Source organism: Cupriavidus sp. MP-37, assembly GCF_020618415.1.
In the GTDB taxonomy this organism is placed as follows: domain Bacteria; phylum Pseudomonadota; class Gammaproteobacteria; order Burkholderiales; family Burkholderiaceae; genus Cupriavidus.
This window is the reverse complement of record NZ_CP085345.1, coordinates 1,918,482-1,930,711: the sequence shown is the minus strand read 5'-3', so window position 1 is coordinate 1,930,711 and position 12,230 is coordinate 1,918,482. Positions and strand designations below refer to the sequence as shown.

At 69.9% G+C, this 12,230-nt stretch carries 10 protein-coding genes; 3 read left to right on the top strand and 7 right to left on the bottom strand.

The genetic code is table 11. The annotated features are described in order from the left end of the window. Nucleotides 1-50: 50 nt before the first annotated feature. Together pcaG and pcaH are read right to left on the bottom strand one after the other, a co-directional pair. On the bottom strand, nt 51-620 hold the full coding sequence (pcaG, locus tag LIN44_RS25115) for a protocatechuate 3,4-dioxygenase subunit alpha (protein ID WP_227314961.1): 570 nt from the start codon (nt 618-620) through the stop codon (nt 51-53). A 4-nt stretch (nt 621-624) separates the two neighbouring features. Beyond that, complete coding sequence (gene pcaH, locus LIN44_RS25110; RefSeq protein ID WP_227314960.1) at nt 625-1,326, bottom strand: protocatechuate 3,4-dioxygenase subunit beta; 702 nt, start codon at nt 1,324-1,326, stop codon at nt 625-627. A gap of 94 nt (nt 1,327-1,420) precedes the next feature. Between pcaH and LIN44_RS25105 the strand changes: the two genes are divergently transcribed. Beyond that, nucleotides 1,421-2,383, top strand: coding sequence for a LysR substrate-binding domain-containing protein (locus LIN44_RS25105; protein WP_227314959.1), 963 nt, complete (start codon nt 1,421-1,423; stop codon nt 2,381-2,383). A gap of 58 nt (nt 2,384-2,441) precedes the next feature. Here LIN44_RS25105 and LIN44_RS25100 read toward each other — a convergent pair whose 3' ends face one another. Further along, nucleotides 2,442-3,821, bottom strand: a complete 1,380-nt coding sequence (locus LIN44_RS25100; protein ID WP_227314958.1) for an aromatic acid/H+ symport family MFS transporter — start codon at nt 3,819-3,821, stop codon at nt 2,442-2,444. 426 nt (nt 3,822-4,247) lie between these two features. Between LIN44_RS25100 and LIN44_RS25095 the strand changes: the two genes are divergently transcribed. Further along, nucleotides 4,248-4,457, top strand: a complete 210-nt coding sequence (locus LIN44_RS25095; RefSeq protein WP_116341694.1) for a DUF2905 domain-containing protein — start codon at nt 4,248-4,250, stop codon at nt 4,455-4,457. 27 nt (nt 4,458-4,484) lie between these two features. On the opposite strand, the gene LIN44_RS25090 is transcribed toward LIN44_RS25095, so the two are convergent. From LIN44_RS25090 to LIN44_RS25080, 3 genes are all read right to left on the bottom strand, one after another. Further along, complete coding sequence (locus LIN44_RS25090; protein WP_227314957.1) at nt 4,485-6,437, bottom strand: methyl-accepting chemotaxis protein; 1,953 nt, start codon at nt 6,435-6,437, stop codon at nt 4,485-4,487. Between the two features lie 189 nt (nt 6,438-6,626). Then, the gene (locus tag LIN44_RS25085) at nt 6,627-7,889 is read right to left on the bottom strand and encodes a phosphatidylserine/phosphatidylglycerophosphate/cardiolipin synthase family protein (protein ID WP_227314956.1); all 1,263 of its coding nucleotides are present in this window, start codon (nt 7,887-7,889) and stop codon (nt 6,627-6,629) included. A 109-nt stretch (nt 7,890-7,998) separates the two neighbouring features. Further along, on the bottom strand, nt 7,999-9,003 hold the full coding sequence (locus LIN44_RS25080) for a LysR family transcriptional regulator (protein ID WP_227314955.1): 1,005 nt from the start codon (nt 9,001-9,003) through the stop codon (nt 7,999-8,001). A gap of 106 nt (nt 9,004-9,109) precedes the next feature. On the opposite strand from LIN44_RS25080, the gene LIN44_RS25075 reads away from it, so the two are divergent. Then, a complete protein-coding gene (locus LIN44_RS25075; protein ID WP_227314954.1) occupies nt 9,110-10,333 on the top strand; it encodes an MFS transporter in 1,224 nt (407 codons plus the stop codon). 13 nt (nt 10,334-10,346) lie between these two features. Here LIN44_RS25075 and LIN44_RS25070 read toward each other — a convergent pair whose 3' ends face one another. Then, nucleotides 10,347-12,224, bottom strand: a complete 1,878-nt coding sequence (locus LIN44_RS25070) for an ATP-binding protein (RefSeq protein WP_227314953.1) — start codon at nt 12,222-12,224, stop codon at nt 10,347-10,349. Nucleotides 12,225-12,230: the final 6 nt, after the last annotated feature.

The window sequence follows — 12,230 nt, the reverse complement described above, 5'->3', positions numbered from 1 at the left end:
GCGTCTGTCGCCGGCGGCGCGGGCACTTGCCCCGCTGCCGGCACGGCCTGTCAGATATCGAAGAACACCGTCTCGCCCGGGCCGTGCAGCACGATATCCCAGCGCAGCGTGCCGTTGCCGGCATCGTTGCCGACCAGCGTGCCGCGCCGCCCCGCCGGCACCAGCGCCAGCACCGGATCGGCCTCATTGGCGGCGGCCTCGTCCGGGAAGTACATGCGCGTGGCGACGTGCCTGACCAGACCGCGCATGAACACCGACACCATGATGTGCGGCGCCTGCGGCCGGCCGTCGGCACCGGGCACGACGCCCGGCTTGACGGTGACGAAGCGGAACGAACCGTCAGCCCCGGTCGGCACGCGGCCGAAGCCGGTAAAGCCGGGCACCAGCGGCAGCTCGCGCGTGTCTTCGGCGTGGCGGTAGCGGCCGGCGGGATTGGCCTGCCAGATCTCGACCATGCCGTCCGGCACAGGCTCGCCGTTGCCGTCGGTGACGCGGCCTTCGATCACGATGCGCTGGCGGGCCAGTGCCGGCGCGCCGGCGGTCAGGTCGGCGCAGTTCAGCCCGCTCAGGCCGATATGGAGATAAGGACCGACGGTCTGCGATGCGGTGGCGTAAAGCATGGTCTTACTCCATCGGCGTGGCATCGCGGCCACGCAGCACGATATCGAAGCGGTAGCCGAGCGCGTATTCGGGCTGGGTGGTCTCCCAGTCGAGGCTGGCGATGAGCCGCTCGCGCGCCTTCTGGTCCGGCACGCAGTTGAAGATCGGGTCGAACGGCAGCAGCGGATCGCCGGGGAAGTACATCTGCGTCACCAGCCGCGTGGCATAGGCATTGCCGAACAGCGAGAAGTGGATATGCTGCGGCCGCCAGGCATTGTGGTGGTTGCGCCAGGGATAGGCGCCGGGCCTGATGGTCTTGAACCGGTAGTGCCCGTTGGCGTCGGTGACGGTGCGGCCCTCGCCGGAGAAATGCGGGTCCAGCGGCGCGTCATGCTGGTCGCGCTTGTGCACGTAGCGGCCGGCCGCGTTGGCCTGCCACACCTCGATCAGCGCGTTCGGCACCGGCCGGCCGTTCTCGTCGAGCACGCGGCCGGTCACGAGGATGCGCTCGCCGATGGGCTCGCCGCCGTTGCCGACGGTGAGGTCGTTATCGCCTGCGCGGACGAACTCGGCGCCGAAGCTGGGGCCGGTCACCTCGGACAGGGATTGCGGCAACGCGATCAGCGGCTGGCCCGGCGAGCGCTTCTGCGTGGAAGCGTAGGGATCGAAGCGGTATGCGGGCTGGGTGTCCCAGTAGGGACGGCGATACTGGGCAAGGCGGCTCATTGCGCAGTCTCCTGTCGTTGGATTGGTACGGACTTTAGGCAACACATAAAGTCATGTAAATTGAGATTTCTGCGATTTACGATAACTTTTCAACATGAAGGCCTCCGCCCCGCCCGCGCTCGAAATCTTCCGCAACCGCGTGCGGCTGCGGCACCTCTATTGCTTCGTCGCGGTGTCGCAGACCCAGCATCTGGGTCGTGCCGCCGACCGCCTGGGGCTGACCCAGCCCGCCGTGTCCAAAACCCTGAGCGAGCTGGAGGAGCTGGCCGGCACACGCCTGCTGGTGCGCCAGCGCGCGGGCACGGAACTGACCACCGCCGGCACGCGCTTCCTGCGCCACGCCCTGCGCCTTCTCGCCGATCTGGACGCGGCGGCCGACAGCATCGCCGGCGAGCAGGCGCAGCCACAGGAGCGCATCCGGCTGGGCGCGCTGCCCAGCGTCGTGCCGGCAGTGCTGACCGATGCCTTGCTGCGCTTCCGCGCCGCGCACCCCGAAGTCGGGCTCGCCGTGCACACCGGCATGAACCGCAGCCTGATCGACCAGCTCAAGGCCGACGTGCTGGATCTGGTCATTGGCCGGATGGACAACCCGGTGGCCATGGAAAGCCTGTGGTTCGAGTCGCTGGGCCCGGACTCGCTGGCCCTGGCGGTGCGTCCCGGGCATCCGCTGGCCGCCATGGCCGTATCGCGACGGCCGAGCTTGCTTGACGTGCTGGCATGGCCGCTGGTGATTCCCGCCGCGGGCTCGATCCCCCGCCACAACACCGAAAGCCTGCTCGCCCGCCACGGCCTGCCCCTGCCGGGCGGATGCGTGGAAACGTCGGATGCCTACCTCGGCCGCCTGCTGGCCCGCCACAGCGACTGCGTGTGGGCCGCACCGCTGTCCGCCGCGCGGCGCGCGGTGGCGGAGGATGAGCTGGTCCTGCTGCCGCTCGATACGCAGGGCACCGAGGAACCGATCGGCCTGCTGCGGCACGGCGACCGCGCGCTCAGCCCGATGGCCGAAGCGCTGGCGGACTGCATCCGCGCCGCGGCCAGGCCGCCTTCCGCCCAGTGAATGCTCAGTGAATGCTCAGTGAATGCTCAGTGAATGCTCAGTGAATGCTCAGTGATGTTCAGTGAGCGGCCACGCCCGCACTGCCAGCGGCGTCGGCATCCGGCGCGCCCCTGCCGCTGAAGTGCTTGACCACCAGCGCACCGGCGGCGACGAATGCCGGCACGGTAAGCAGCGTAAAGATGGTGTCGAAGCCCAGCTGCAGGCGCAGCAGCTCGGCGCCGAGCAAGGCCCCCGCTATGCCGCCGAAGCGGCCGATGCCAAGCATCCACGCCACCCCGGTGGCACGGCCCTGCGTCGGGTAGAACGCCGCCGCCAGCGCCGGCATCGACGACTGCGCCCCGTTCATGGCGGTGCCGGCCAGGAAGATCAGCACGCCAAGCAACACCTGGTTGCCGGTGCCGTGCCCCACCGCGTAGATCAGCACGCCGGTGGCGGCATAAGTGATGGCAATCACCTTGTTCGGATTGCAGCGGTCCATGAACCAGCCGGCCGCGATGGTGCCGATGCCGCCGCCGAGCGGGAACAGCGCCGTCAGCAATGACGCGTGCTGGATCGAGAAGCCGGCGTCCTTCATCAGCGTGGGCATCCAGCTCGTGAGCAGGTAGAAGATGACCAGCCCCATGAAGTAGGTGCACCACAGCATCGCCGAACCGAGGCGATAGCCGGGTGCCAGCACGGTGCCGATGGCGGAGCGGGTCGCGGGCGCCTGTTCGCCGATGATAAAGGCATGCGCCTCACCCACGTCCACGCCGCTCACGCGCCGCAACAGCTGGCGGATCTGGTCGGCCGGATAGTTGCGCACCACCATGTAGCGCACCGACTCCGGCAGCAGCACCACCAGCAGCAGCGCCAGCGCCAGCGGCACGATGCCGCCCAGCAGCAGCACGCTGTGCCAGCCGAAGTGCGGGATCATCGCGGCGGCGACAAAGCCGCCGGCGGCGGCGCCGAGCGGAAAGCCGCAGAACATGGTGTTCACCAGCACGGCGCGGCGGCGTTGCGGCGCGAACTCGGCGGTCAGGGTCACGGCATTGGGCATGGCGGCGCCCAGGCCCAGGCCGGTCAGGAAGCGCAGCACCGTCAGCCAGCCCAGCGTGGGCGCGAAGGCCGTGGCCAGGCTGCACGCGCCGAAGAACAAGACCGACAGCACCAGCACCTTCTTGCGCCCGATGCGGTCGGCCATCGGACCGGCAACGATCGCGCCGAAGGCCAGGCCGAACAGGGCCGCGCTCATGACGGGCCCGAGCGCCGATTTCTCGATGCCCCAGTCCTGCACCAACGCCGGCGCGATATACCCGATCGCGGCAGTATCGAAGCCATCGACGGCAACCACCAGGAAGCACAGCACAAGGATGCGCCACTGGTAGCCAGTGAATCGCTGTCCGTCGATCAGGGCCTGGACGTCCGCGACGCCAGCCTTGGATTGGAGGGATTGGGGCACTGTGGTCTCCGTCTGCCTTGTGAATCGCGCACCGCGCGATTGTTCTATTAGCGAACTCGCGTTCTCTGATTGAACGCATCTTAGGCAGCGGGGATCGGGGCCAAGAATTGGCGTTAACCCCGGGAAAACTGCGTGGCGCTTTGAGGTGGAATTCACCCGAATTTGGCTACTATTCCGCTTTCAGAACTAGCTGAAGCGCCACTTACAGGCATTCTATTTCAGTAAATCGCTGATCCATGAAATGTTCCATATGACATGTGCATATAGATAAGGAAATTTCATAAAAAATGCGCCAGCCTTCAATTTACATTCCAGAACCTTGGAAAAATCTCAGCAAGTTGACTGGCTGGCCGCCCGCAGCAAGCTGGAATCAATGCCTCCATCCGCCGGTCAAACGCCTCAAAGACGCCCTCGCGCCCCCATCCCATGCAACGCCTGCTCCTCATCCTGGGCGCCGTGCTGCTTGCCGCCGGCGCCGCCTGGCCCTGGCTGTCCAGGCTGCCGTTCGACCGCCTTGGCCGCCTGCCCGGCGACATCCATATCGTCCGCGATGGCTTCAGCTTCTACCTGCCGATCACCACCTGCATCCTGGTGTCGGTGGTGGTGTCGGTCGTGATCTGGCTGTTGCGGCGCTGATCCTGCGCGAATCCGCCGCCGGCGTCCTCAGGCCGCCTGCGCCTCGGTGCGGAACACCGCCATCGCACGCTGCATCTGCTGCGCCTGCTCCTGCAATGACTGCGCCGCGGCCGCCGCCTGCTCCACCAGCGCGGCGTTCTGCTGCGTGACCTGGTCCATCTGCGCCATCGCCTGGTTGACCTGGCCGATGCCGGTGCTCTGCTCGCGCGAGGCCTGGCTGATGTCATCCATCATCGCCGCGACCCGGCCGATGGCGTCGACGGTGCCGGCCATGGTCGCGGCAAGGTCCAGCGCCAGCGTATTGCCCGCGGCCACGCGCGCGCCGGATTGCGAGATCAGCATGCGGATCTCCTTGGCCGAGGCGCCGGCGCGCTGCGCCAGCCCGCGCACTTCGCTGGCCACCACCGCAAAACCGCGGCCGGCCTCGCCGGCGCGCGCCGCTTCCACGGCCGCGTTCAGCGCCAGGATATTGGTCTGGAAGGCTATGCCGTCGATCACCGCGATGATGTCGGCGATGCGCCGCGAGTCGGCGTCGATCGCCTGCATGGTCTGCTGCATGCGGCCGACCGCGTCGCCGCCGGCGCGCGCCGCTGCCGACGCCTCGCGCGCCAGTGCGCTGGCCTGCCCGGCGCTGCCGGCATTCTGCTGCACGGTGGCGGTCAGTTGCTCCATGCTGGCCGCGGTCTGCTCCAGCGACGCCGCCTGTTCCTCGGTGCGCTGCGACAGGTCGACATTGCCTTGCGCGATATCGGCCGCCGCGGCCAGCACGTTGTGCGCGCCGGCCTTGGTGTCGCCGATCAGCGTGCGCCAGCCCGCGGCCAGCGCCAGCAGGTGCCGCTTGATCTCGCTCAGCTCGTCGCGCCCGCGCACCGCCAGGCCCACGGTCAGGTCCCCCGCATTGATGCGCGCGACCATCGCGCCGACCTCGCGCACGTCGGCGCGCATGCCGCGGCTGAAGCCGATAAACAGGTAGAACGCGGCGCCCACCGTCACCAGCGCAAGGCCGGCCAGCCAGGCGAATTGCCGGGCCTGCGCCGCGGCGCGGCGGGCCAGCATCTCGGCGGCCATCGCGGCGAAGGCCTGGCTGGCATCGGCCACGCCTTCGATGGCGGTGGTGGCCTGGTCGAAATAGGCCCTGGCATCGATGTCGATGCCGGCGGCGCCCAGCATGCGCACCTGGAGCGTGCGATGGAAGCTTTCCATCGCACCCAGCCGCGCCAGCGCGGCATCGATGCGCGCGCGGTAAGCCGGCGTTGCCTTGCCAACGCGCGCGATATCGCCCCGTATCGTGTCCAGCCCTGCGTGGATCTGTTCGGCCAGCGCGCCCAGCCCGGCTTGCTGCGCGGCGTCGGCATAACCGCCTTGCGCGATGATGCCGGCGCCGCGCCCGCGCGCCAGCGCGCTCAGTTCAGCCAGGCGCGGCATCGGGCCCGACAGCAGGCTGACCAGGTAGTACGAGCCCGTGTCGCTGTCCAGCGCCAGTTGCGAGCGCTCGGCCACGTCGGCGACAAACGCCTGCGTTTGCCGCACCAGCGCGCTGTGGCGCTGGAACAGCGGCCCCGCCGCGGTGTCGAGGCCAGGCCCGCGCAATTGCTGCCAGTCCTGCTCCAGCTGGCGCATGCCGGGCGCGAGTGCAAAGTCGGGATTCTGCGCAATGCTGCGCGCCAGTGCGGCCAGGCTGGCCGCCGCCTTTTGGTCGGCCTGGTCGAAGGTGGCGCGGAACGCGGCGTTGCCCGACAGCACCGCATGCGCGGCGCCACGCCGGACCTGGGTCTCGCGCATAAAGTCGAGCGCGTGCGCGACCACTGCCAGCCCGCGGATTTCCTGGCTGGTGGTGCGGCGCGCTTGCGCTGCATCGCGCAGCACCACGGACAGCGCGCCGGCCAATGGCACCAGGAACAGCACGGCAATCAATGCCAGCTTGCGGCGGATATTCAGGCGCGCCATCAGGCGCTCGGCGGGAAGGAACAGGGCGGGCATGGATCGTCGCAGAGGGGCTTGGTTGCCCCCTGCTATCGGCCCGGTTTAGCGGTGCTGAAGCGCAGATTTCCGGGTTTTTGACGATGCGCAAATGCGGTGCGACAAAAGCGCTGAAGTGGGGCAAAAGGCGCGCCGCCAAGGGGCATGGTGCCCTGTTGGCGGGCCGCCTTGCCGGCATCGCGGCACCGCTCAGAGCTGCGCGCCGATCAGCGAGGCCAGCCGGTCGCGCACTCGTTCGTGCCACGGACGGTTGAGCCACGCCTCGTAGGTGACCGGGCGCGACAGCTTCAGGTCTTCCTCGAAGATCCGGGTCTGCTGCGCGGCGAACGCCGCATCGAGGATATTGAGCGTGGCTTCGTCATTGAGGCGGAACGACCGGTTGTCGAAGTTGGTGGACCCGACCGAGACCAGCAGGTCGTCGACGATCAGCACCTTGCAGTGGTACATGGTCGGCGCGTACTCGGCGATCAGCGCGCCGGCCTTGAGCAATTCGCCCCAGCGGGCACGCGACGCCGAGCGCACGGTTTCCGAGTCGATATGCTCGCCCGGCACGATCACCCGCAACCTGACGCCGCGTGCCAGCGCCGCCAGCAGCGCCCGCTCGGTCAGCGCGTCGGGCACGAAATACGCTGCCGACAGGTCGATGGTGCGCGCCGCCGCGGTGATCGCCAGGTGGTACATCAGCGCCATGCTCTCGCTGCCGCCGGTGGGCGAGCTGCTGAACATCTGCGCCCGGCCATGGCCGACCGGCGGCAGTTCGGGAAAGTAGTCGGGGCCATGCGGCACCGCGCCGCTGACCTTGATCCAGTTGTCCAGGAACACCGACTGCATCTGGCCGACCACCGGACCTTCCACCTCGAAATGCGTATCGCGCCAGTGGTCGGGGTCCTGCGCATGGCCGGTCCACTCCGGCGCGATGCCGACGCCGCCGGTAAAGCCGATGCGGCCGTCGACCACCAGCACCTTGCGGTGGGTGCGGTTGTTGAGCTTGCCGATGGTGTACCAGCGCACCGGATGGTAGCGGCGCACATCCACGCCGGCCCGGGTCATCAGTTCGAGCGCGGCCTTGTCGATCCTGGAACTGCCGACCGCGTCCAGCAGCACCTTGACGCTGACGCCGGCCCTGGCGCGCTCGGCCAGTGCCTGCGCGAAATCGTGGCCGATATCGCCCGACCAGTAGATATACGACTCGAAGTTGATGGTCTTCCGCGCGGCGCGGATCGCCCCCAGCATCGCCGGGAAGATCTCGTCGCCGTTCCTGAGCACGCGGTAGCGGTTGCCGTCGACCACGGGCGGTCCCAGCAACACGCCAAGTTCGCGCGCGAACTGCGGGTCCTCCAGGCTGTAGACGCGGTCGAGGCGGCGCTCGATGCGCTTCTCGCCGCCGACCAGGTTGTAGGCGACGATGCCCGCCACGGCGAGCAACACGATGGCGGCGGCGAACGCGAACATGCGGCCCCTTGTTCGAAACCTGGGAAAGACGCGGCGGATCACGCAGGCACCATGAGGTCGAAGCGCGCGGTCGCCCGCGGCGGAGGTAATGGCCGATACAGGATAGGCGTTATCGGCGCGCTTGTGTCATCCCGCGCGGCACGCGCGTCCGTTCGACCATGCCGGCGGTCGGTATCGCTTGCCGCATGGCGTCGGCGAACAGGCGCAGCCTGGCCGGATAGAAGCGCGCATGCGGATAGACCAGGTAGATCGGCAGCGGGTCGGCCTGCCATTGCGGCAGCAGGTGCAACAGCCTGCCGTTGGCAATGTCGTCGGCAAAGATCCACGACGAGCCCACGGCAACGCCCAGCCCCAGCCGGGCCGCCGCATGCAGCGCGTACAGGCTGTCGGTGCTCATGCGCGGTGCGAAGGCCAGGCCGTGGCGCGCCTGCGTCTGCCGGTTCTGCAGCACGATCTCGTTGCGGTAGAACGTGCGCAGCGCCAGCCAGGGCAGGCTTTCCAGGTCTTGCGGGCGGCGCGGCGGCGGCTTGCCGTCGAACAGCGACGGCGCGGCGATGACCGCGCGCGGCACCTCCGCCAGGCGCACGGCCACCAGGCCGGGTTCATGCACCTCGCCCACATGGATCGCGCAATCGATGGCTTCGGCGATGAAATCCGGGGTCCGGTCGTGCAGCAGCCATTCCACCGCGACCTGCGGATATTGCCGCAGGAAGCTCGCCAGCGGACCCACCAGCAGCTCCTGCCCGAACGCGTGCGGCACCACCACGCGCAGCGTGCCGCTGGGCGCGTGGCCTGTGCCGCGCACGTCGGCCTCGAACCTGGCCCAGTCCGCCACCAGCTCGCGGGCGCGCTCGTAGCAGCGCGCGCCGTCTTCGGTCAGCTTCATCGCATGCGTGGAACGCTGCAGCAGGCGCACGCCCAGCAGTCGCTCCAGCGTCTGCAGGCGCCGGCTGATGGTGGGCTGGGTGGTCTGCAGCTGCGCGGCCGCCAGCGACAGGCTGCCGGCCTCGACGATGCGCACGAAGGTCTGCATCAGGTCGATGCGGTCGGCGCCGGGCGCGCCGCGGGTGGCGGCGGGGGCGGCGCGCGGGTTAGTGGCGGGCTGGCCTTTCATACGCGTCTCGTATAGCCATTGTTCACCCCGCACGTCTACCAGAATCGGCGCGCGTGGACAACACTTCGGGCCATCGCAACCTTCCCGCGCACCGCGCCAACCCATCATGTCCACGGTTCCCACAACGTCGTCACCCGCTACCACGCTGTCCGGCCCCGCCGTGCCTGGGCGGCTGGTGCTGCTGCTCGCCACCGGCGCCGGCCTGGCGGTGGCTTCGCTGTACTACAGCCAGCCCATGCTCGGCGTGATGGCACCCGACCTGCATGCCAGCGATGCCACCACCGGCGCCATCCCCACCCTGACGCAGCTCGGCTATGCGCTGGGCATCCTGCTGCTGGCGCCGCTGGGCGACCGCTATGACCGCCGCCATATCATCGTGGCCAAGGCGGTGGCGCTGGTGGGCGCGCTGCTGCTGGCGGGCCTGGCGCCGGGCATCGGCCTGCTGCTGGTGTCCAGCCTGGTGGTGGGCCTGTCCGCGACGCTGGCGCAGGACATCGTGCCGGCCGCGGCGGCGCTGGCGCCGGCCGCGCAGCGCGGCAAGGTGGTCGGCACCGTGATGACGGGGCTGCTGCTGGGCATCCTGCTGTCACGGGTGGTCAGCGGCTTCGTAGCCGCGCACTTCGGCTGGCGCGCGATGTTCGTGCTGGCGGCGGCCAGCATCGCGGCGGTGGCGCTGGTGGCACGGCGCCAGCTGCCGCGCTTTGCCCCGGCCACGACGCTGCCGTATCGCGCCCTGCTGGCCTCGCTGGCGGCACTGTGGCGCGAGCATGGCGCGCTGCGCCGCGCGGCGCTGGCGCAGGGGCTGCTTTCGGTCGGGTTCAGCGCGTTCTGGTCGACACTGGCGGTGATGCTGCACGGCGCGCCGTTCCACCTGGGCAGCGAGGCCGCCGGCGCGTTCGGCCTGGCCGGTGCCGCCGGCGCGCTGGGTGCGCCGCTGGCCGGCCGCCTGGCCGACCGCAGCGGCCCGGAACGGGTGATCCGCGCCGGCGCGGCGCTGGCGGCGCTGTCGTTTGCCGCCATGCTGCTGGCGCCGCTGCTGGCGCGGCAGGCGCAACTGTGGCTGATCGGCGCCAGCGCCATCGGCTTCGACCTGGGCGTGCAGGTGGCGCTGGTGGCGCACCAGACCATCGTCTATGGCATCGATCCGGGTGCGCGCAGCCGCCTGAATGCCGTGCTGTTCGTCTGCATGTTCACCGGCATGGCGGCCGGGGCGGCGCTAGGCAGCGTGGCGCTGGCGCGCTTCGGCTGGACCGGTGTGGCCGCGCTGGCTACCGCCGCGGCGCTGTCCGCACTGGCGGTGCGGCTGCTGCCGAAGCGCGCAGCGCAGTAATCCGCAACCAGCCCTATGCCGCGGGCGCGGTCCCTTCCCCGGGCGTGCCCGCCTCATCGCCCTGCTCCTCGGCCAGCGGCAGCTCCACCGTCAGCGCCGTGCCGCCGGGCGCCGAGCGGATCTGCAGGCGGGCGCCGATTGCCGCGGCGCGCACCTGCATATTGCGCAGCCCGCGCCCGCCGCGCGTGGCCCCGGTATCGAAGCCGCGGCCGTCGTCGGCCAGCGTGATGCGGATCGCCTGCGGGTCCGCCTGCGCGGTCACGGTCAGCGTGTGCGCCGCCGCGTGTTGCAGCACGTTGGTGATGCCTTCGAGCAGCAGGTATTGCAGCTCCTGCACCTTGCGCGCGGAGAAATGCGGCAGCGTGGGCAGGCGTTCGACTTCCCAGCGGATCTCCAGCCCGGCATCGGCGATGCGCGGCCCCAGCCGGTAGCGCAGGTTGCCCAGCACCGCGGCCAGGTCGCCGCCGGTGTCCTGCATCGCGTCGATGGAAAGCTTGAGCGAATCCAGCGCATGCCGCACCTGCGTGGCGACTTCCGGGCCGCTGGCCTTGCCGGACTCCAGCATCGACAGGGTCGTGACCAGCTGGCTGCCCAGCCCGTCGTGCATGTCGCGCAGGATGCGCCCGCGCTCGCGCAGCGCGGTTTCCTCGGCGGCAATCTTCTGCGTGCGCGCAAAGGCGGCGCGCAGCTGCGCCTCGCGCTGCGCGACGCGCTCGGTCAGCACCTGGTTGGCGTTCTGCAGGCTCTGCACCGCGCTGGTGTAGCGTTCCACCAGCATCCACGCCATCACCACGCTGAACGGCACCGAGACATAGCGGGTCAGCGAATGGACCCAGTAATAGTCGCCGGTCAGCCAGACCTTGATCCAGTCCGCCAGGAACAGCACCGCCGACACGCCCACGGTGACGGCCAGCAGCGTCGCCTCGCGGCTGGGCCGGCGCAACGCGCCCCACACCATCGCACCGGCCACGGTCAGGATGATGCCGACCTTGACCAGCCAGCTCAGCGGGAACACCAGCGGATGGCTGGAGACGGCGGCCAGCGGCGCAAGCACCGGCAGCGCCAGCCACAGGTAGGCGTTGAGGGTGCGATGCAGCCAGCGCCAGGGCACCCGGATCACCAGCAGGCAGAACCGGGCGATGGCGCCCAGGAATACCTCGCGCGCGGCGGCGACGATATAGCCGCGCAGTTCCGCCGGGATGGCGAGGTCATCGACGAAGTAGTCGAGCAGGCGCACGCTCCAGGCAACCTCGGCCAGCCCGTACAGGCCGAACAGCGGATCGCGCTGGCGCCACCAGATCAGCAGCGCCAGGCCGCCCAGCACGACGCTGAGCACCGCCGCGATCAGCGGGCCGACCACGCGCAGCAGGAAGGCCCGCTCATACTGCGCGCGCACCTCGGCGGCCGGGCCCACCGTTACCGGCAGCAGGCCCGAGCGCGCATAGGCGCGCGCCGCCACGGTGATGCGCAGCAGGTTGCCGTGCGCGTTCGCCAGCTCCGGCGGCACGGCCACGTAGTAGGGACGCTTGGCCAGCGCCGACGCGGGCGCGTCCAGGCGCCCGCCGGTGGCGATCAGCACCCCGTTGAGGCGCACCTCGTAGCTGCCCCCGGCCCAGGGCACGAACAGCCCCCCGGGCGCCGCCGCGGGCCAGTTGCGGTCGAAGCGCAGTTCGTAGACCAGCGTGCCGGACTTGCCCGGCATCACCCGGTCCCAGTAGTCGGGCAGCGTCAGCGGGCGCGCCGGCAGCACGGTGCCGTCGGTCAGCGTGGCCGAGCGCGTGGCCGCGGCCAGTGCCATCGTGTCCGCCGCCGCCATGCCGGGCAGCAGCAGGCTGGCCCACGCCAGCAGCGTGGCAAGCACGATGCGCACAGAACACGGCCAGGGCAGCATGGCGCG

Coding starts and splice junctions, on each gene's coding strand:
- pcaH (WP_227314960.1), bottom strand. CDS start 1,326: ATGAGCCGCCTTGCCCAGTATCGCCGTCCCTACTGGGACACCCAGCCC.
- LIN44_RS25090 (WP_227314957.1), bottom strand. CDS start 6,437: ATGCCCGCCCTGTTCCTTCCCGCCGAGCGCCTGATGGCGCGCCTGAAT.
- LIN44_RS25085 (WP_227314956.1), bottom strand. CDS start 7,889: ATGTTCGCGTTCGCCGCCGCCATCGTGTTGCTCGCCGTGGCGGGCATC.
- LIN44_RS25080 (WP_227314955.1), bottom strand. CDS start 9,003: ATGAAAGGCCAGCCCGCCACTAACCCGCGCGCCGCCCCCGCCGCCACC.
- LIN44_RS25070 (WP_227314953.1), bottom strand. CDS start 12,224: ATGCTGCCCTGGCCGTGTTCTGTGCGCATCGTGCTTGCCACGCTGCTG.
- LIN44_RS25075 (WP_227314954.1), top strand. CDS start 9,110: ATGTCCACGGTTCCCACAACGTCGTCACCCGCTACCACGCTGTCCGGC.
- LIN44_RS25105 (WP_227314959.1), top strand. CDS start 1,421: ATGAAGGCCTCCGCCCCGCCCGCGCTCGAAATCTTCCGCAACCGCGTG.
- LIN44_RS25095 (WP_116341694.1), top strand. CDS start 4,248: ATGCAACGCCTGCTCCTCATCCTGGGCGCCGTGCTGCTTGCCGCCGGC.
- pcaG (WP_227314961.1), bottom strand. CDS start 620: ATGCTTTACGCCACCGCATCGCAGACCGTCGGTCCTTATCTCCATATC.